Source organism: Streptomyces sp. NPDC000345 (assembly GCF_042898825.1).
Classification (GTDB): Bacteria; Actinomycetota; Actinomycetes; order Streptomycetales; family Streptomycetaceae; genus Streptomyces.
Genome location: NZ_JBIAZE010000004.1, coordinates 409,277 through 426,987 on the forward strand (window position 1 = coordinate 409,277; position 17,711 = coordinate 426,987).

The 17,711-nt window shown below is 73.8% G+C and carries 17 protein-coding genes and 4 pseudogenes; 12 read left to right on the forward strand and 9 right to left on the reverse strand.

The genetic code is table 11. The features are described from left to right. The first annotated feature begins 10 nt into the window (after positions 1-10). The 3 genes and pseudogenes from ACFY30_RS12115 to ACFY30_RS12125 all read left to right on the forward strand — a co-directional run bounded on the left by ACFY30_RS12115 (position 11) and on the right by ACFY30_RS12125 (position 3,825). Positions 11-949: a glutaminase gene (locus tag ACFY30_RS12115; RefSeq protein ID WP_390845093.1), complete on the forward strand. Its 939-nt coding sequence runs from the start codon at positions 11-13 to the stop codon at positions 947-949. 15 nt (positions 950-964) lie between these two features. Next, positions 965-2,449: pseudogene (gene mptB / locus ACFY30_RS12120) on the forward strand (polyprenol phosphomannose-dependent alpha 1,6 mannosyltransferase MptB); the annotation flags it as partial. Next, on the forward strand, positions 2,446-3,825 hold the full coding sequence (locus ACFY30_RS12125; protein ID WP_390845094.1) for a glycosyltransferase 87 family protein: 1,380 nt from the start codon (positions 2,446-2,448) through the stop codon (positions 3,823-3,825). The pseudogene mptB and the gene ACFY30_RS12125, both read left to right, overlap by 4 nt. Positions 3,826-3,908: 83 nt before the next feature. Here the strand turns inward: ACFY30_RS12125 and ACFY30_RS12130 are convergent. Further along, positions 3,909-4,796, reverse strand: a pseudogene (locus ACFY30_RS12130) (D-alanyl-D-alanine carboxypeptidase family protein); the annotation flags it as partial. 82 nt (positions 4,797-4,878) lie between these two features. Continuing rightward, on the reverse strand, positions 4,879-6,021 hold the full coding sequence (gene rho / locus ACFY30_RS12135; protein ID WP_390845095.1) for a transcription termination factor Rho: 1,143 nt from the start codon (positions 6,019-6,021) through the stop codon (positions 4,879-4,881). 337 nt (positions 6,022-6,358) lie between these two features. On the opposite strand from rho, the gene ACFY30_RS12140 reads away from it, so the two are divergent. From ACFY30_RS12140 to ACFY30_RS12165, 6 genes and pseudogenes are all read left to right on the forward strand, one after another. Further along, entirely contained in the window at positions 6,359-7,345 is a 987-nt protein-coding gene (locus ACFY30_RS12140) for a helix-turn-helix domain-containing protein (protein ID WP_390845096.1), read from the forward strand. A gap of 581 nt (positions 7,346-7,926) precedes the next feature. Beyond that, a complete protein-coding gene (locus tag ACFY30_RS12145) occupies positions 7,927-8,025 on the forward strand; it encodes an SDR family oxidoreductase (protein WP_390845280.1) in 99 nt (32 codons plus the stop codon). A 6-nt stretch (positions 8,026-8,031) separates the two neighbouring features. Further along, positions 8,032-8,217 (forward strand): annotated as a pseudogene (locus ACFY30_RS12150) (VOC family protein); the annotation flags it as partial. After that, positions 8,214-8,648, forward strand: a pseudogene (locus tag ACFY30_RS12155) (hypothetical protein); the annotation flags it as partial. The pseudogenes ACFY30_RS12150 and ACFY30_RS12155, both read left to right, overlap by 4 nt. Positions 8,649-8,730: 82 nt before the next feature. Further along, on the forward strand, positions 8,731-8,997 hold the full coding sequence (locus tag ACFY30_RS12160; RefSeq protein ID WP_390845097.1) for a hypothetical protein: 267 nt from the start codon (positions 8,731-8,733) through the stop codon (positions 8,995-8,997). A gap of 139 nt (positions 8,998-9,136) precedes the next feature. Beyond that, entirely contained in the window at positions 9,137-10,063 is a 927-nt protein-coding gene (locus ACFY30_RS12165) for a hypothetical protein (protein WP_390845098.1), read from the forward strand. 44 nt (positions 10,064-10,107) lie between these two features. Here the strand turns inward: ACFY30_RS12165 and ACFY30_RS12170 are convergent, their stop codons facing one another. Then, positions 10,108-10,743, reverse strand: coding sequence for an SDR family NAD(P)-dependent oxidoreductase (locus tag ACFY30_RS12170; protein WP_390845099.1), 636 nt, complete (start codon positions 10,741-10,743; stop codon positions 10,108-10,110). Between the two features lie 60 nt (positions 10,744-10,803). Here ACFY30_RS12170 and ACFY30_RS12175 point away from each other — a divergent pair, with 60 nt between their 5' ends. Next, complete coding sequence (locus ACFY30_RS12175) at positions 10,804-11,121, forward strand: hypothetical protein (RefSeq protein WP_390845100.1); 318 nt, start codon at positions 10,804-10,806, stop codon at positions 11,119-11,121. Positions 11,122-11,134: 13 nt separating this feature from the next. Here the strand turns inward: ACFY30_RS12175 and ACFY30_RS12180 are convergent, their stop codons facing one another. Beyond that, the gene (locus ACFY30_RS12180; protein WP_390845101.1) at positions 11,135-11,542 is read right to left on the reverse strand and encodes a nuclear transport factor 2 family protein; all 408 of its coding nucleotides are present in this window, start codon (positions 11,540-11,542) and stop codon (positions 11,135-11,137) included. A 76-nt stretch (positions 11,543-11,618) separates the two neighbouring features. On the opposite strand from ACFY30_RS12180, the gene ACFY30_RS12185 reads away from it, so the two are divergent. Together ACFY30_RS12185 and ACFY30_RS12190 are read left to right on the forward strand one after the other, a co-directional pair. Beyond that, positions 11,619-12,182: a PadR family transcriptional regulator gene (locus ACFY30_RS12185; RefSeq protein WP_390845102.1), complete on the forward strand. Its 564-nt coding sequence runs from the start codon at positions 11,619-11,621 to the stop codon at positions 12,180-12,182. 5 nt (positions 12,183-12,187) lie between these two features. Further along, positions 12,188-12,913 carry a class I SAM-dependent methyltransferase gene (locus ACFY30_RS12190; protein WP_390845103.1) on the forward strand — a complete coding sequence of 242 codons (726 nt, stop codon included), beginning with the start codon at positions 12,188-12,190 and terminating at the stop codon, positions 12,911-12,913. 79 nt (positions 12,914-12,992) lie between these two features. Here ACFY30_RS12190 and ACFY30_RS12195 read toward each other — a convergent pair whose 3' ends face one another. The 5 genes from ACFY30_RS12195 to ACFY30_RS12215 all read right to left on the reverse strand — a co-directional run bounded on the left by ACFY30_RS12195 (position 12,993) and on the right by ACFY30_RS12215 (position 17,543). Continuing rightward, entirely contained in the window at positions 12,993-14,159 is a 1,167-nt protein-coding gene (locus ACFY30_RS12195) for a serine hydrolase domain-containing protein (RefSeq protein WP_390845104.1), read from the reverse strand. Between the two features lie 151 nt (positions 14,160-14,310). After that, positions 14,311-15,279, reverse strand: coding sequence for an acetylxylan esterase (locus tag ACFY30_RS12200; RefSeq protein ID WP_390845105.1), 969 nt, complete (start codon positions 15,277-15,279; stop codon positions 14,311-14,313). Positions 15,280-15,490: 211 nt separating this feature from the next. Next, positions 15,491-16,081, reverse strand: coding sequence for a DUF3592 domain-containing protein (locus ACFY30_RS12205; protein WP_390845106.1), 591 nt, complete (start codon positions 16,079-16,081; stop codon positions 15,491-15,493). A gap of 93 nt (positions 16,082-16,174) precedes the next feature. Beyond that, entirely contained in the window at positions 16,175-16,945 is a 771-nt protein-coding gene (locus ACFY30_RS12210; RefSeq protein WP_390845107.1) for a ferredoxin reductase, read from the reverse strand. Then, positions 16,938-17,543 (reverse strand): sulfite oxidase-like oxidoreductase, encoded by a 606-nt coding sequence (locus ACFY30_RS12215; RefSeq protein ID WP_390845108.1) that lies wholly within the window; start codon positions 17,541-17,543, stop codon positions 16,938-16,940. The genes ACFY30_RS12210 and ACFY30_RS12215 overlap by 8 nt, the downstream gene beginning before the upstream one ends. Positions 17,544-17,711 lie beyond the last annotated feature (168 nt).

The following is a 17,711-nucleotide window of genomic DNA, read 5'->3' on the forward strand; positions in this document are numbered from 1 at the left end:
CGGAGGCACAATGGTGATCATGACAACGACGTCGTCCCTGACCTTCCAGCCGGTCCTGGAGCGCATCGCCGGGGAGATGGAGCGCACGCCCGGCCGCGGCCGCCCCGCCGACTACATCCCGGCGCTCGCCGCCCGCGATCCCCGCAGCTTCGGCATGGCCGTCGCCGAACTGGACGGCACGGTGTACGGAGTGGGGGACTGGCGCGAGCCGTTCTCCACCCAGTCCATCACCAAGGTCTTCACCCTCGCCCTCGACCTGGCCCGCGAGGGCGACGCGCTCTGGGAGCACGTGGGCCGCGAGCCCTCCGGCAACCCCTTCAACTCCCTGGTCCAGCTGGAGTACGAGAACGGCATCCCGCGCAATCCCTTCATCAACGCGGGCGCCCTGGTCGTCACCGACCGCCTCCAGACCCGCAGCGGGGACGCGGCCGGGGAACTCCTCGCCTTCCTGCGCGCCGAGAGCGGCAACGCCACGCTCGACTTCGACGAGGAAGTCGCCGCGTCGGAGTCCGCGCACGGCGACCGCAACGCCGCGCTCGCCCACTTCATGGCGTCCTACGGCAACATCGACAACCCGGTGCCGGCCCTCCTCGACCAGTACTTCCGCCAGTGCTCGCTCACCGCCTCCTGCGCCGACCTGGCCCTCGCCACCACCTTCCTCGCCCGCCACGGCATCCGCGCCGACGGCACCCGCCTGCTCACCCGCAGCCAGGCGAAGCAGGTCAACGCGGTGATGCTGACCTGCGGCACGTACGACGCGGCCGGCGACTTCGCCTACCGGGTCGGCCTGCCCGGCAAGAGCGGGGTCGGGGGCGGCATCATCGCCGTCGTACCCGGCCGCTGCACCCTGTGCGTGTGGAGCCCGGGCCTGGACGAACGCGGCAACTCGGTGGCGGGCGTCGCGGCCCTGGACCGTTTCACGACCCTCACGGGGCTGTCCGTGTTCTGACCCGGCGCCCGCTCACACACCGGTCACACACCGGCCCCCGGGCCGAGGGCGGCGCGTCAGGTTCCGGCCACCCGGAGTCGAGACGCTGACGGAGTGCCGGCCATGGCTTTCCCCGTCGATCTCCGCCGCTGCCAGGTGCTGGGCCTGGCCGGTACGTCCAGTCTCGCGCTGGGCGGCGAGAGCGCCGGCGCGCTGCCCGCGCGGGAACTCCTGGCCCCGTCCTCGATCCACGCCGTGCTGGGCCTGGTCGGCGTGTACTTCGGGCTGGTGCTGCTGACCGCCGCCTGGGTGCTGCTCGGCCGCCTCGTCCGCGGCGCGGACCCGCCGGCTCCGCGCGCCCTCGTCCTGGTCCTCGCCGTCTGGGCGGCGCCGCTGCTGATCGGACCGCCGCTGTTCAGCCGGGACGTCTACAGCTACCTCGCCCAGGGCGCCATGGTGGACGCGCACATCGACGTGTACGCGCACGGACCCGCCCGGCTCGGCGGCCCGCTCGCGGCGGAGGTCGCCCCGCTGTGGCGGCACACCGGCGCTCCCTACGGCCCGGTCTTCATGGCGGTCGCCTCCGCGCTGTCCGGCCTGACGAAGGGGGAACTGCCCGCCGGGCTGATCGGGATGCGCCTGGTCGCGCTGTGCGGCGTGGCGCTGATGGCAGCGGCGCTGCCCCGGCTGGCCCGGCACAGCGGCGCCGACCCGGCCGCCGCGCTGTGGCTGGGCGTCCTCAACCCGCTGGTGCTGCTGCACCTGGTGGCGGGCGCCCACAACGACGCGATCATGCTCGGTCTGCTCGGGGCCGGGCTGGTCGCCGCGCTCGCCCGCCGCCCCGCCGCGGCGGCCGTCCTCGTCACGCTCGCCGCCCTGGTCAAGGCACCCGCCGTCCTCGGTCTCGCGGCGGTCGTGGTCCTGGCCGTGCGCGCGGGCCGGCACCCCGCGCGCGCCCTGCTGACCACCCTGGCGGCCTGCGCCGCCACGACGGTGGCCGCGACCGCCGTCGCGGGTACCGGATACGGCTGGATCGCCGCACTGAACACCCCGGTGTCCCCGCAGAACTGGGCCCTCACCAGCCTCCTCGGCCGCGCCACCGGCGCCCTGCTGCACCGCCTCGGCAGCGACCTGGCCCCGCTGGCCGTCCCCGCCTGGCACGCGCTGGGCCTCGCGGTCACCGCCGTGGCCCTGGTCGCCATCTGGTGGCGGCTGCGCCCCCGCCCGGTGTACGCGCTCGGCCTGAGCCTCGCCGCCGTGGCCGCGTTCGGCCCGGCGATCCGTCCCTGGTACGCGCTGTGGGGCCTGTTCCTCATCGCCGCCGCGGCCCCCAGCACCTCCGTGCGGCACCGCGTGGCGGCCGTCGCGGGCGTCCTCGCCCTCGCCGTGCTGCCCGACGGCGGCCCCGCCGACACCGGCCGTCTGATCCTCGCGGTCTCCGGCGGCGCCCTGGCCGTGGTCGTCCTGTGGCAGGCCCGCCTCGCCGCGCCGGCCCCGGTCGCCGTGGGACGTTCGGCATGAGAGCAACCGCCACGGACCGATGCCGTCTGCTGCTGCTCGGCTGCCTGGTCGCCGCCGTCGTCCTCTTCACCGCGACGGTCCCGCTGCTGCGGGACTGGTTCGACCTGCGCGTGTACTACGGCACCGTCGACAGCTGGATCCACCACGGCGGGCGCGTCTACGACTACCGGGTGCCCGGCACGCCGTACGGCTTCACCTATCCGCCGTTCGCGGCCGTAGCCATGCTGCCGATGGCGTTCATCGGCCCGCGGACGGCGATCGCGACAGCCCTGCTGCTCGATCTGACGGCGCTCGCGGTGGTCGTGCGCGTGCTGGCCGGGCCGCTGTGGCGGCGGTACGGCTGGTACGGCGCCGTCCTGGCCGCCTGTGTCCTCGCGCTGTTCGAGCCGCTGCGGGACACCTTCAGCTTCGGCCAGGTCAATCTGCTCCTGCTGGCCCTGGTGCTGGCCGACTCCTGGCTGCTGGCGAGCGGCCGGGGCCGCTGGGCCGGGGCCGGGATCGGGCTCGCGGCGGCGGTGAAGCTCACGCCCGCGGTCTTCGTCGGCCTGCTGCTCGTGGCCGGGCGCCGGCGCGCGGCCGCGGTCGCCGCAGGCGTCGCGGTGGCCGCGACGGCGTTCGCGGCCCTGGTCGCCCCCGACGCCTCGCGCGTCTACTGGACGCGCGCGGTCTGGGACACCAGCCGCGTGGGCCGGCTCGACTACGTCTCGAACCAGTCGCTCCAGGGCGTCCTGGCCCGGCTGGGTGTGGAGAGCCGGGCCGTGTGGGCGGGGCTGGTCGTGGTGGTGCTGTGCGTCTGGGCCCGGCGGGCCGTGCGGGCGGTGGACGCGGGGGACTGGCAGGCGGCCTTCGCGCTCACCGGCGCCACCGCCTGCCTGGTCAGCCCGGTCACCTGGGTGCACCACCTGGTGTGGCTGCTGCCGTCCTTCGCCGTCCTGGTCCGTGCCGGGCGTCCGCGCCTCGCGGGCTGCCTGTACGCGGTGCTGTGCACCAGCGTGGTGTGGCTCTGGTCCGACGACGCGTCCGGCGTCGACGGATTCCTCGGCGGCAACACCTACACCTGGATCACGCTCGGTCTGCTGCTGTGCCTGCCGGTCGGTCATCTCCGTGCCGAACGCCGGCCCGCGCACCACAGTCCCAGCGCGACGGCCGATCCGCCGAGCACGGCCGCCCCGGCGATCGCCGCCGCCTCGGCCAGGCCGGGACGGCGGTCGTCGTCGGCGGCCGCGACGGCGACGTCGGCCGGGGCGGCCACCGGCTCCGCCACCGGACCGGGCGCGGGGCGGGGCCGGGCGCGCAGCGCGTCCAGCGAGCCCACCGGATCGACCCGGCCGCCGGCCGCGAACCCCCAGTCCAGCAGCGCGCGCGCCTCCTCGTAGACGGCGTAGCCGCCGCCCGCCTGAGGGTTCATCACCGTCACCAGCAGCGTGTGCCCGCCCCGGCGGGCGGCGGCGACCAGGGTGTTGCCGGCGTTGCTCGTGTAGCCGTTCTTGACCCCGATCAGCCCTGGGTACGGCTCGACGCCGTCGTGCCCGGTCAGCAGCCGGTTGGTGTTCGCGATCCCGTACGGCGTTCCCTCGCGGCCGGGGAACAGCGCCTCCGCCGTGCCGCAGTACCGCGCGAAGTCCGCCCGCCGCAGCCCGGCCCTGCCGAACACCGCCAGGTCGTACGCCGACGACACCTGGCCCGGGGTGTCGTACCCGTCGGGCGAGCGGACCTGCGTGTCCAGCGCGCCGAGCGCCCGCGCCTTCTCCTGCATCCGCGCGCTCGTCGCGCGCCAGCCGCCGTTGAGGGCGGCCAGGACGTGCACGGCGTCGTTGCCGGAGTTGAGGAACACGCCGCGCCACAGGTCGGCGACCGAGTAGGTGCGCCCCTCGGCGACTCCGACGAGACTGCTGCCGGGCCCGATGCCCGCGAGTTCCTCCTCGGACACCTCGTGCCGGATCCCCCCGGGCAGGACCGGCAGCACCGTGAGGGCGAACAGGGTCTTCAGGGTGCTGGCGGGCGGGAGTCTGCGGTGCGCGTCGGACGCGGCCAGCACCTCACCGCTCCCGGCGTCGGCCACCAGCCACGACAGCGCCGAGACGTCCGGGACCCGGGGGGCTCCGCGGCGGGGTCTGACCTGCGTGCCGGAGCGGTACAGGAGCGACGGTTTCGGCGCCTGTGCCTGCTCCTCCGGCTGTCCCTGCGCGGCCGGGCGTGCCTGCGTGTGTGCCGTGCCGCGTCCGCCGGGCGCGCCCGGGTCCGCTCCGGCCGGGGCGGCGGTCGCGAGGGGCCCGAGGGCCAGGACGCCCGCCGCACAGCCTGCGCAGGCCGACAGGGCGGATCGAGAGGAGAATCCGATCTTCATATGATCAACGTAGGAAGTGGGGGCGCCTTCCCCGTGCTGCCCGTGCCGTACACCGGCCCGTGAGCACCCGGATGCCGCACGCTCACCGGTCGGCGGGGAGCGTCGGCTGGACCCGCCGCAGGAACGCCGCGTTGTCCGGGGTCTCCCGCATCCGCTCCAGAAGGGCCTCGAGGTTCGCCTGTCCGTCCCGGGTCCGCAGCGCCCGGCGCAGCCCCCGTACCGCGGTCAACTCGGCCGGGGAGAGGAGGAGTTCCTCGCGGCGGGTACCGGAGGCGTTGATGTCGACGGCCGGGAAGACACGGCGTGAGGCCGGTTCGCGGTCGAGGCGGAGTTCCATGTTGCCGGTGCTCTTCAGTTCCTCGAAGTAGAAGTCGTCCGCACGGGACCCCGTTTCGACCAGGGCGGTGGCCAGGACGGTGAGCGAGCCGCCTTCCTCGGCCGCCCGCGCGGCACCGAAGAACCGCTTGGGGCCGATGAGCGCGGTCGCGTCGACCCCGCCGCTCAGGGTGCGGCCCCCGGCGGCGGCCGCGTTGTTGTGCGCCCGGCACAGCCGGGTCAGCGAGTCGAGGAGGATCACGACGTCCTCGCCCGCCTCGACGAGCCGCTTGGCCCGTTCGACGACGAGTTCGGCGAGGGCGATGTGCTGCCCGGGGGCCCGGTCGAACGTGGAGGCGTACACCTCGCCGCGCACCGAGCGCCGCATGTCGGTGACTTCCTCGGGGCGTTCGTCCAGCAGCACCACCATCAGCCTGGCCTCGGGGTGGTTGCCGGCGACGGCGGCGGCGAGCTGCTGGAGCAGCACGGTCTTGCCCGTCTTGGGCGGTGCGACGATCAGCCCGCGCTGGCCCTTGCCGACGGGCGCGATCAGATCGGTGACGCGCCCGGCGAGACCGGCCGCGGGGTGTTCGAGGCGCAGCCGCCGGTGCGGGTGCAGGGGCGTGAGGTCCCGGAAGTGGCGACGGGCGCTCAGGGCCTCGGGCGTACGCCCGTTGACGCGCGCCACTTCGGTCAGGGCGCGCTGTGTGCCGCGCACCCCTTCGACGAGGTCACCCTTGCGCAGGCCGTGCCGGCGGATCAGCGCCGCCGGGACCTGGAGGTCCGCGGGCGTGGGCAGGAAGTCGGCGGCCCGCAGGTGCCCCTTCCCGCTCGCGTCGACGTCGAGGACACCGGTGGCGATCCGGACAGGCTGCCGCTGGACAGGGGGGTGTTCGAGAGTGGTGGTCATGGTGGTCGGTCCTTTCACGGACGGAAGGCATGAGAGAGGTGGGGAAGGGGTGCGGCCGCGAGGGGAGGGCGCCACTGCGCGCCTCGGGCGGCGGGAACAGCACCTCGGGTACGGCGGACTGCGCCGCAGGTGAGGTGGTGCGGGAAAGCCGCTGCACCGGCCGGAGAGAACGGCGGGCGGACCGGCGGACTGAAGGAGAACCCGTACCGTGCCCCGAAGGGGACTTACACAGGTACTGCTCGCACTGTACCACGGGGACGGGCCCGCCAAACGGGTGATCCCGCATGGGAGGATGGCGGCAGGAGCATTCAGCGGGGCGACAGCGGAGACGTACGGGATGATCGGGACCGTGTTCCGGAGCGACGACGTGCCGGCGGCGGACCGGTTCGACCACTGGCGGGAACTGGTCGGCCTGACCCGCTCGAGCGACTTCATCAGCGCCCACGCCGCCGACTTCTGGGCGGAGTGCCGGCGCATGGAACTCGGGCCGGTGACCGTGTGGCCGTCGTCGTCGCTGCCGACGCGGTACCGGCGGAGCCCGCGGATGGTGCGCCAGTCCGACCCCGAACTGTTTCACCTGACGCTGCTGCTCGACGGCGGACTGGCGCTGGAACACGCCGGACGGACCGACACCTTCGGCCCGCGTGACCTGCATCTGGCCGACAGCTCACGGCCGTACGACCTGCGGCCCGTCGACGACCGGGACCGCGGTGTCGTCAAGGGCGTGGCGGTGGACTTCCCCAAGGTGCTGCTGCCCCTGCCGCCGGACCGGCTCCGGGAGTTGCTGGGCCGGGAACTTCCGGGACGGGAGGGCGCCGGCGCGCTGCTCACGGACTTCCTCGTCGGCCTCGACCGGCAGGCCGAGAGCCTCGCGCCGTCCCAGGCACCACGCCTCGGTACGGTCGTCCTCGACCTGCTGTCGGCCTGGTTCGCCCAACTGCTGGACGCGGAGGCCGCGCTGTCGCAGGAGACGCGGCAGCGGGCGCTGGCGCAGCGCGTACGGGCCTTCATCCTGCAGAACCTGCACGACCCGGAGCTGACCCCCTCCGCGATCGCCGACGCGCACCACATCTCCCTCAGCTATCTGCACCGGATCTTCCCGCAGGACGCGCAGGGCGAGACGGTCGCGGCCTGGATTCGCAGCCGGCGGCTGGCGGGCGCCCGCCGCGACCTCGCGGACTCCGCGCTGCGCGGCACCCCGATCCACACCGTCGCCGCCCGCTGGGGCTATCCGCGCGCCTCCGACTTCACCCGCGCCTTCCGCGCCGCCCACGGGATCTCACCCAGCGAATACCGCCTCCAGGCGCTGTCCGGGCCGCAGTGACGGGCAGGCGTGACGTCCGGGACACCGCGGACCCGGGACCGGGCGCCGCCCCCACAGCCGAGACGACGGGTGTCGCCGGCTTCGCGCCGGTGCTGCGCGGCGGGCGGTGAACGGCCCGTCCCGTACCGCACGGGGCGTGTGCCGCATACCAGCCATACAAACCCCCGATGCCCCCGCTCCGACACCCTTCCTGTTCCGGCCAAAGGCCCTCCCTGCGCTGCCACCACCGCACTCCGGCGGCATGAACAAGGGACTTGGGCAATCATGGGTCGACTGGCCGGGAAAATCGCCTTCATCAGCGGCACGGGAGCCGGAATAGATCGGGCCGCGGCACGGATATTCGCCGCCGAGGGCGCCCGCGTATTCGGCTGCGACCGTGGAACTCGTGGAGAAGGCAGGCGGAGTCGGGGTGCTGGCGATGAGCAAGCACCTGTGCGCGGCCGGTGCCCCGCACCGCATCCGCGTCAACACCATCGCCCCCGGCATGACCCGCACCTCGGCCACCGAGCCCTTCCTCGACGACCCCGAGGGCCCGCCTGGAGGCCCGGATCCCGGTCGGCCGGATCGCCGAACCGGAGGACATCGCCCGTGTCGCCGCGTTCCTCTGCTCGGACGAGGCGGCCTTCGTCAACGGCGCCAACCTCATGGTCGACGGCGGCGACAGCGCGATGGCGGGCTGAGCCGGCATGCGCGCACGCCTCGACCACGTGGGCGTCAACGTCCGCGACCTCGCCGCCCAGACCGCCTGGTACCAGGGCGCGTTCGGACTGACGACGGTCTTCGAGTTCCGCCTCGACGGCCCCGGCCTCGCCGGTGTCGTCCTGGAACACCCCCAGGGCTGGCGCCTAAAACTCCTCGCCCGCCCCGGATCCGCCCCGGGCCCGCGGGCCCCCGACCCGGTGACCGCCGTCCTCGCCGCGGGATACCGTTCGCGGCGCCCGCCGTGGTCGCGCTGGCCGGCGTGTTCGGCTTCATCGGCACCGCCTACTGCGTCTCCATCAGGCTCGGCGCCGTCATGCACCTCAGTCCCCTGCGGGCCGGCATGCCGTTCGTGATCCTCCAGCTCGTCCCGCTGCTCCTCGCGCCCGTCCTCAGCCGCATGCTCACCCGCGTCGAACCCCGCTGGCTCCTCATGGGCGGCCTGCTGCCCATGGCCGCCGGCCAGTTCTGGATCGCCGCCCTGCCCATCACCACCACCTCCCTGGCCGCCTTCATCGGCCCGGTGTTGCTGCTCGGCATCGGCTTCATCTGCGTCGTCTCCTCGCTCACCTCCGCCGCCGTGAACGCCGTACCGCTCCACATGACGGGCATGGCGAGCGGCGCCACCAGCCTGGTGCGCGACTTCGGGCAGGGCCTCGGCCCCGCCGTCATCAGCACCCGTCGCCATGAGCGCCGCGTCCTCCGCGCTGGTCGGCAAGCTCAGCGGCGCCGACGCGGGCATGGAGGCGGCGGCCGGTCCGCTCGCCGTCGTCAACGCCGGCAGCGACAGCGCCCGCGCCGCCGCGCAGACCGCCCTCGCCCACGGCATGGCGGTCGGGGTGGTGATCTGCGGCTGCGCCTCCCTGCTGGGCGCGCTGGTGACCCTGCTGCTGGTCCGCGGGAACACCGCTCGCGCGGCCGTACCCGCGCCGGTGCAGACCGTGTCCGCGTAAGCCCCGGACCCTCACCGCACGCAGAAGAGGCCGGGTCGGAGAACCCGGCCTCTTCCGAGGTTTACGGCAGATGTCCCTAGAGCGTAACGATCACGGACGTCAAGGGACTTGACTCCCATCAAAGCATTATCTTCACGACATGTCCACGCCGCCTGAGCCTCCGCAGCAGCCCCGACAGCCGTCCGACGCCCCGGCCCAGCCGAGCGCTTACCCCTACCCGAATCCGCAGTCGCCCGGTGCGGGCGGCCCCCTGGGCTTCCCCCCTGCCGCGCCCGCGACCCAGACCGGCCCGCAGAGCGTCTACGCCCAGCCGACCCTGGTCGGCGTGCCGGCCCAGCCCGGTCAGCCCGTCCAGCCCGGTCAGCCGGCCCGGCCCGAGCCCGGGAATCCGTACCTCCAGCAGGCCCCCTACCCCGTGGTCGGGCCGCCGCCCGCCCGAGGGGGCGGCGCCGGCCGAGCCGTCCTGTGGGCCGGCCTCGGCGCACTGGTGGCGTCCGCCGTCTGGGCGGCCGGAGTCTTCCTCGTCGGCACCGGAGCCGATCCGAACCTGCGCGGGTACACGGCACCCACGAACCTGTGCAACGCCGCCGACTACACGTCCTTCAAGGACGAGTACACCGACACCGACGGCGCACCGACCCGCAACAGGCTCGAGGACGACGCCCTCGACGAGGGTCTGTGCAGCGTCAGCCTGAAGAAGACCACGTCGACCTACGCGGACGCGTACCTCTACCTCCAGCTCGACCTGCACAAGAAGACCGACCCCGGACCCGAGTTCACGGCCTCCTGGAAGAACTACGGCGACAGCCACTCCGGCTACGACGTGGAACCCGTCACGGGCATCGGCGACGAGGCCTACCTCGTCAGCAACGACACCACCTCCGGTTCGTCGAGCGGTTCGCTCTACGCGACGCTCGCCGTACGGGACGGCTGGGTGACGTACACGATGAGCTACAGCGCCTACTACTCCTCGTACGACGACGACACGGACCCGCCGACCCTCGACGAGGTGTCGGACATGCTGAAGACGGACACGAGGACGACCCTGGCGGACCTCAAGAACTGAGGCCCGGGCAGGACTTCACGGCACGGTGGCCGGCACCCCCCGCCTCAGCGGTCGGCCACCGGAGCGTCCAGCGCGTTCGTGATCGCCTTCACCCCGCCGTGCGCCGCGTACCCGCCGTCGACGGTGATCTCCGCGCCGTTGACGTACGACGCCTCGTCGGACAGCAGATAGACCACGAGCCGGGCGACCTCGTCGACCGAGCCCGCGCGGCCCTGGGGCGTCATCGCCAGGTGCGCCGCGACGAACACCGGGTTCGCGGTGGCCATCAGCGGGGTCTCGATGTAACCGGGGTGCACGAGGTTCGTCCGGATGCCGCGCGGCGCCAGCTCCAGCGCCGCCACCTTCGACAGGCCCCGCAACGCCCACTTGCTGGCCGTGCAGGCCACCGCGTGATGGGCCGTCAGAGCGGCGACGGAACCGACGTTGACGATCGCCGAGCCGTCCGGCATCAGCGGGGCGAGGGCCTGGACACCGAGCATCGCACCGGTCGTGTTCACCGCGAACGCCCGCTCCCAGTCGGCGAGTTCGACCTCCCCGAGGCGGGCCCGCACCGGTATGCCCGCGTTGTTGACCAGAGCGTGGACCACGTCGAGCTCGCGCGCGAGCGCCGCCCAGCCGTCCGGCGACGACACGTCCAGATGCCGGTAGGTCACGTCCAGGCCCCCGGCGCGCAGGGGCACCCCGAGGTGCCTCCGCCCGTGCCGTCGTGACGATGTATCCGACGGCGGGCAGGTCACTCTGTGCGACGACGCACACGATCCCTGGGAACCGCCGCCAAGCACCGGGTGCCGTCCATCGACGCCTCCACCTTCCACGAGCTGGGCATCGTCACCAACACCGCGCAGCCGGCCGTCAACAACGGCGTGGTCGTGACCCTGGACAGCGGTTCCATCTGGACGGTCACCGGCACCTCGTACCTGACCTCCCTCACCCTCGCCGACGACGCGGCCGTGAAGGCGCCGCGCGGCGGGACCGTGACCCTCACGGTCGACGGCACGGTCACCGCGCTCACCCCCGGCAGCACCTGCACCGGCGCCCTCACCCTCACCGTCGGCTGAGCCGCGCGGACTGTCAGGAGGCGGGGACCGACCGGGCCTCCGCCTCCTTCACGATCTCGTCGAACCGTGCGCCCATGGCCGCCGCCAGCGCCTGCGCACCCGACAACGGCCGCACCATGACCGTCAGTTCGTCGATCAGCCCGTCGTCGTCGAGATGGATGAAGTCGCAGCCGGTGAGCGTGCGCTCGCCCACCCGGGCCGTGAACACCAGCGCGTGGTCGCGGCCCGCGTCCCCGGCGAGCTCCCGCTCGTACCGGAAGTCCTCGAAGACCTCGGACACCGCCCGCAGGATCGCGGCGGTGATCGCCTTGCCGGGGTACGGCTTGAACACGACCGGGCTGGTGAAGACCACGTCCTCGGCCAGCAGCGCCTCGACGGCGGCGAGATCGCCGGCCTCGACCGCCTCACGGAACGCGCGCATCGGATCACCTCGTCCTCATACTCAATTTGTTCAGTAAGTGCGGATGAGAATAATCACCTGCTGCTACCGTGTCCACATGTCCCTCAAGTACGCCGTCCTGGCAGCCCTCCTGGAAGGCGAGGCCTCGGGCTACGAGCTGTCCAAGGTCTTCGACGTCTCCCTCGCGAACTTCTGGCCCGCGACCCCGCAGCAGCTGTACCGGGAGCTGGAGCGACTCGCCCAGGACGGTCTCATCGAGGCGCGGGTGGTGCGGCAGGAACGCCGGCCGAACAAGCGGATGTTCACCCTCACCGAGGCCGGCCGGGCGGATCTGCGCGCCTTCGCCGCCGCCCCGCCCCGACGGCCCACCGCGATCCGCGACGAACTCCTCATCAAGATCCAGGCGTCGGACGGCGTGGACCCCGCGGTGAGCCGTGAGCTGATCGAGGAGCGCCGTAGCTGGGCCCGCGGCAAACTCGCCCGCTACGAGCGCGTCCGGGAGCGGCTGCTCGCCGGGCGCACCGAGGAGGAGTACCTGGTCGAGGCCGACCGGATCGGGCCGTACCTCACCCTGATGGCCGGGATCGCCTTCGAGGAGGAGAACGTGCGCTGGTGCGAGCGCGCACTCCTGCTCCTGAAGCGCCGTGCCGCCGTAGGCTGAGGGCGATGTTCAGTCCCGAAGGCCCCACGCTGCGCGAACTCGCCGTCCAGGCCCTGTCGTCCGTCGAGCACGGCTACGACCTCCTCGCGCCCAAGTTCGACCACACGCCCTTCCGCACCCCGGACTCCGTCCTGGCCGCGGTCGCCTCGGCCCTGAAGGAGTCCGGCCCCTGCGACGACGGACTCGACCTGTGCTGCGGCACGGGCGCCGGGATGGACGTCCTGGCGACGGTCTGCGGGCGCAGCGTGACCGGCGTCGACTTCAGCGCGGGCATGCTCGACGAGGCCCGACGGCGGACGCCGGCGACGGGAGCGCGCGTGTCCTGGGTGCGCGCGGACGCCCGAGCCCTGCCCTTCACGGACGCCTTCGACCTGGTCGTCAGCTTCGGCGCGTTCGGGCACTTCCTGCCCCGCGAACTGCCCGGACTGTTCGCCCAGGTGCACGGGGTGCTGCGGCCGGGCGGCCGGTTCGCGTTCCCCGTGCTCGCCCCGCCCCGTCCGTCCTCCCCGGCTTTCTGGATGCTCCTCGGTTTCGACGCCGTGATGCGGGTGCGCAACGCCGTGTGGCGGCCGCCGTTCGTGATGTACTACCGGGCCTTCCGTCTCGGCGAGGTGCGGCGCGAGCTGGAACGCGCCGGGTTCCGCGTGGACCTCCGTGCGCTGCCCGGATTCGGGACGAGGAGCGACGGAAGCCCGCGGGTCCGTATGGTCGAGGCGCGACGGGTGGACTGACGCTGGCGTGGGTGGGGCGCCCGCGCCGCACTCGGGCGAGACGGCGTGGGCACGACGGCGCCGTCGGCACCGGCGGTGATCAGATCACGCTGTACAGGGCGTCGACGAGGGCCATTTTGCGGGGGTCGTCGGCGATCCGCGGCCCCATCCGGTTCATCACGTAGCCCAGCGACACCCCCGCCTCCGGATCGGCGAGCCCGCAGGAGCCGCCGAAGCCGTCGTGGCCGACCGCGCGGGGGTTGGGCCCGTAGGAGCCGTTGGCGCCGCTGAGCCACAGGCCCAGTGCGACCTCCGTCTCGTGCTCGAAACCGGCGCCCAGCACCAGGTCCCGGCAGCCGCCCTGTCCCTCGCGCACCCGCTCGGCCGCCTCCGGGGACAGGATGCGGCGACCGCCGTGGGAGCCGCGCCCGGCGAGGACGCCGTACAGCGCGGCGACCGCCCGTGCCGTGCCGTGGCCGTTCGCGGCCGGGATCTCCGCGGCCCGCCAGCCGGGCGAGTTGGCCTCGGCGGCGCCGACCACGGGATTGGTCAGGGCCGCGACGGCCGCGGGCGCCAACTGGGCGAAGACGGCGGCCTGTTCGCTGGACGGCACGGCCGGCGGATGCACCAGCTCGGCCGCCCGCCCGGCCTCCTTCTCCGGCAGCCCGAGGCGGAAGTCGACGCCGAGCGGCCCGGTCACCTCCCGCTCCAGGAAGGCGCCCGGCCGCAGGCCCGACACCCGCCGTACCACCTCCCCCACCAGGAAGCCGAACGTGAGGGCGTGGTAGCCGGAGCGGGTGCCCGGCTCCCACCAGGGTTCGGTGGCCGCGAGGCGCGCGGTCGTCACCTCCCAGTCGTAGAGCTGCTCCAGCGTGTGCGGCTCGCGCAGTCCGGACAGGCCGGCGCGGTGCGACAGCAGGTGCCGTACGAGCACGTTCTCCTTGCCCGCGGCCGCGAACTCGGGCCAGTACGCGGCGACCGGGGCGTCCAGGTCGAGCAGCCCCCGGTCGGCCAGGACGTGCGCGCACAGCGCCGTGGGGCCCTTGGTCGTCGACCAGACGTTGACCAGCGTGTCCCGCTCCCACGCGCGGGTGCGCGCGGCGTCGGCCCAGCCGCCCCACAGGTCCACCACCGTCACGCCGTCGACCGTGACGGCCACCGCGGCGCCCAGCTCGCCCCGGTCCCGGACATTCTCCTCGAACGCCGTGCGCACCGCCGCGAAACGCGCGTCGCAGTGGCCGTGCACCTGGGGCACGTGCTCGGACATGGGCCCTCCGTGGTCCGCCGGTATCCCGGACCGCGACGGTGCGGCCCGGGCCTCCCGAACGTACCGACTGGTCGGACTGGAGGGAAGGGGTGCGCCGCTTCCGGTGCCTCGGGCGGGCCGTCCCGGGCGCCCGGACCTCGGGCGGGCGACCTCAGGCGTACGAGCGCAGCCAGCGCACCTTGGCCGCCTCCTGGTACGGGCCGCCGCCCTCGTGGTCGTTGAAGTCGTACACCTCGATCGTCTTGTCCTCGTGCGCCCAGGCGTGGAACGCGGCGAACACGGTCGACGGCGGGCACGTCTGGTCCTCCAGGGCCGCCGAGAACAGGGCCGGCGCCGTGCCCCGGGAGGCGAAGTGGACGCCGTCGAAGTACGAGAGGGTGCGCAGCGCGTCCTGGCTGCGGCCGCGGTGCGTCTTGAGGAACAGGCCGATCTCACGGTACGGGTGACGGTCCGTCAGCGTCGTGGCGCGGGGGAAGTCGCACAGGAACGGCACGTCCGGGGCGATCGCCGCCAGGTCCGGCACCAGACCGCCGACGGCGATCGTGATGCCGCCGCCCTGGCTGCCGCCGAGCGCCACGGTCCGGCTCGCGTCGGTCAGCGGGTGGGAGCGGGCCGCCTCCACCGCGCGCACCGCGTCCGTGAACACCCGCCGGTAGTAGTAGTTCTCGGGTGCGTCGATGCCCCGGGTCATGAAGCCGGGGTACGACGGCGCGCCGCCCACCGGGTCGGCGGTGCCACCGCCGCCGCCCCAGGCGCTGCCCTGGCCCCGGGTGTCCATGACGAAGTGGGCGCGGCCGGTCGACGCCCACAGCAGGTTCTCGTGCGGCAGCCCCCGCCCGCCGCCATACCCGATGAACTCCACGACCAGCGGAAGCGGTCCCTCGGCGGCGGCCGGCAGCTTCAGCCACCCCTTCACCGGGTGGCCGCCGTACCCCGCGAACGTCACGTCGTAGACCTCGACCGTGGCCAGCCCGGTCTCGACCGGCTCGAAACGGGCGTCCAGGTCGTGCTCGCGGGCCTCCTGCAGCGTCTTGGACCAGAACGCGTCGAACCCCTCCGGCTCGGGGGACGCGCTGCGGTACTCGTGAAGCTCCTCGAGGGACAGGTCGAACAGGGCCATGAAGACCGCCTTTTGTTAAGTGGCCATACGAATGATCACACCGTACGTTCCTCCCCGGAGCCCTCGCCAGACCCCGTCGGCGGCTTCACCCAACCCCTGGCCAGGCCTCGTCGGCGGCTCCACGGAACCCCTCGTCAGACCTGTCCCGGTCCCCGGCGCGGCCCCTGTCCCGACACCTCGCCCGGCCCCGCGGCCCCCGGGCCGACGGCGTTCACGCGGGGGGCCTGTGCCGCGTCCACTCCGGTTCCGTACGATCCCACGCGCGGTCCCACTCGGTCAGCCGGTGCCGCATCGCCACCCGGCGGACCACCGAGTGCCCGAGCAGCACCACGGCGGCCGTCCCGCCCGCCGCGCACACGCCCATGGTGAGCGTGTGCTGCCACACCGCCGTACGGCCCGGCGGAGCCGGAACGCTCCGTCCCCGCGCGTCGAACCACACGTCCACCACGTCACCCCGGTGCGTGCCCTCGGGCACCCGGGCCTCGACCGTCCGCGCCCGCTCGCCGGGCGGGGTCCAGCGCACGGTCACCCGGTACGTCCGCTGCCGTACCCCGTCCGCCGACGGCAGGCTCTCGGGCACCCGGCCCACCACCTCCGCCCGCACCCGGTGGCGTTCGGCCCGCTGCGCGGCCGCGGCCGTCCGCGCCTCGTCGTGCGCCCACCGCCCCGCGACCGCCCCGGCCAGCGGCACGGCCACCAGCAGCAGCACGGCGACGACCAGCGCCGTCCACGCCTCCACCACATCCGACCGGCGCCGCAGCGGGTTCTTCCGCCAGCGCCAGCCACGCACCCGGGTTCGCATGCCGGACCTCCTCGCTTGACGCGAGTGCCCACCTCAGTGGTACCCCCATCGGAGTACATCCGCCACCAGGGGCGGGGTGGGCTGCGGGACCGCTCAGCCGAACCGCTCGATCCGGATGCGGTCCACCGGCTGCCCGGCCGCCACCAGCAGCCGCGACGCGTGCTCGGCGAAGGCGTTGGACCCGCACACGTACGCCTCCCAGCCGCCCGGCGGCCGCTCCCTGAGCACCGGCGCCAGGTGCGCGGCCGTCAGCCGGCCCACCGGCACGCCCGCCGGCGCGCCGCGCGTGAAGACGGGCGTGGTCTCCGCGCCGTACTCCCGGGCGTAGATCAGCTCCTCGGGGCTGCGCGCGGACACCAGCAGCCGCAGCGGGACCTCCAGGCCGCGGGCCCGGTGGTGCCGGACCATCGACATCAGCGGTACGACGCCGGAGCCCGCGCCGATCAGCAGCGCGGGCCGGTCGCCGGGCCAGGCGAAGAAGCCGCTGAGCGGACCGCGCACCTCGACCCGGTCGCCCGGCCTCGCCACGGTGTGGAACCAGCCGGAGACCTCGCCGCCCTCGACGTGGTCCAGGGTCAGCTCGAGGTGCCCGTCGTCGTCGGGCGCGGAGGCGATCGAGTAGTGCCGCTGGGCGGTGTAGCCGTCGGCGGCGGTCAGCCGCAGCAGCAGGTGCTGGCCGGGCAGATGCCCCGCCCAGGCCGGCACCGCGAACCGGAACGTCGCCGCGTGCGGGGTCTCACGGCGGATCCCGGTGAGCGTCGCCGTCTGCCACACGGCGGCGGTCCGGTCGCTCACCTCGATCCGGCCGGGCACCGCGAACCGGGTCGGAGGAGTGAAGGCGGTGGAGGGGAACGTCTCAGTCACCGGAGTACCTCTGCTCCTCCCAGGGGTTGCCCCGCCCGTGGTAGCCGTTCTGCTCCCAGAAGCCCGGCTCGTCGTGGTCGAGCAGCCGAAGGCCGGCGATCCACTTGGCGCTCTTCCAGAAGTACAGGTGCGGCACCAGCAGCCGCGCCGGACCCCCGTGCTCGGGCGCCAGCGGCTTCCCGTCGTGGGCGAAGGCGATCCAGGCCCGTCCGCCGGTGAGGTCCGCGAGCGGCAGGTTCGTGGTGTATCCGGTGTGCGAGTAGGCGACGGCGTGCGTGGCGGCCGCGTCCGGACGTACGACGTCGAGGAACGCGTCCAGCGGCACACCCGAGAACCGCACCCCGAACTTCGACCAGCCGGTCACGCAGTGGATGTCGCCCTCGTACGCGGACTCCGACAGAGCGTGCGCCTCGTCCCAGTCCCAGGTCCGCTCCGCCGCGACCAGCCCGTCGATCCGGAAGGTCCAGTCGGCGGGGGAGAGGTCGGGCGTGACCTCCGCGGAGAGCACGGGCCAGTCGTCGCCCGCGTCGTACTGGCCGGGGGGCAGCCCCGGACGGTCGGCGCGGGGGCGGCCGGTGAAGCCTCGGGTGACGTTCATGCGGTTCCAGCGTGAGGGTGACGGTTGCTTGCGCATACCACCGTACGGGCAGGCCGGCGGTGCTCCGGACCACCCCCGCCCGCCGATCGTCAAGCCCGTGTGAACAGTGCGCCGCCCGGGGAACAGCCCTTCGGCGATCTTCCTTGGACGTGTCGTTCCGGACCCGGC

Excerpts from the sequence above, each read along its gene's own strand:
- ACFY30_RS12185 (WP_390845102.1), top strand. The coding sequence starts at position 11,619 with ATGTCCCTCAAGTACGCCGTCCTGGCAGCCCTCCTGGAAGGCGAGGCC.
- ACFY30_RS12215 (WP_390845108.1), bottom strand. The coding sequence starts at position 17,543 with ATGAACGTCACCCGAGGCTTCACCGGCCGCCCCCGCGCCGACCGTCCG.
- ACFY30_RS12180 (WP_390845101.1), bottom strand. The coding sequence starts at position 11,542 with ATGCGCGCGTTCCGTGAGGCGGTCGAGGCCGGCGATCTCGCCGCCGTC.
- ACFY30_RS12190 (WP_390845103.1), top strand. The coding sequence starts at position 12,188 with ATGTTCAGTCCCGAAGGCCCCACGCTGCGCGAACTCGCCGTCCAGGCC.
- ACFY30_RS12200 (WP_390845105.1), bottom strand. The coding sequence starts at position 15,279 with ATGGCCCTGTTCGACCTGTCCCTCGAGGAGCTTCACGAGTACCGCAGC.
- ACFY30_RS12140 (WP_390845096.1), top strand. The coding sequence starts at position 6,359 with ATGATCGGGACCGTGTTCCGGAGCGACGACGTGCCGGCGGCGGACCGG.
- ACFY30_RS12165 (WP_390845098.1), top strand. The coding sequence starts at position 9,137 with ATGTCCACGCCGCCTGAGCCTCCGCAGCAGCCCCGACAGCCGTCCGAC.
- ACFY30_RS12160 (WP_390845097.1), top strand. The coding sequence starts at position 8,731 with ATGAGCGCCGCGTCCTCCGCGCTGGTCGGCAAGCTCAGCGGCGCCGAC.
- ACFY30_RS12205 (WP_390845106.1), bottom strand. The coding sequence starts at position 16,081 with ATGCGAACCCGGGTGCGTGGCTGGCGCTGGCGGAAGAACCCGCTGCGG.
- ACFY30_RS12125 (WP_390845094.1), top strand. The coding sequence starts at position 2,446 with ATGAGAGCAACCGCCACGGACCGATGCCGTCTGCTGCTGCTCGGCTGC.
- ACFY30_RS12115 (WP_390845093.1), top strand. The coding sequence starts at position 11 with ATGGTGATCATGACAACGACGTCGTCCCTGACCTTCCAGCCGGTCCTG.
- rho (WP_390845095.1), bottom strand. The coding sequence starts at position 6,021 with ATGACCACCACTCTCGAACACCCCCCTGTCCAGCGGCAGCCTGTCCGG.
- ACFY30_RS12195 (WP_390845104.1), bottom strand. The coding sequence starts at position 14,159 with ATGTCCGAGCACGTGCCCCAGGTGCACGGCCACTGCGACGCGCGTTTC.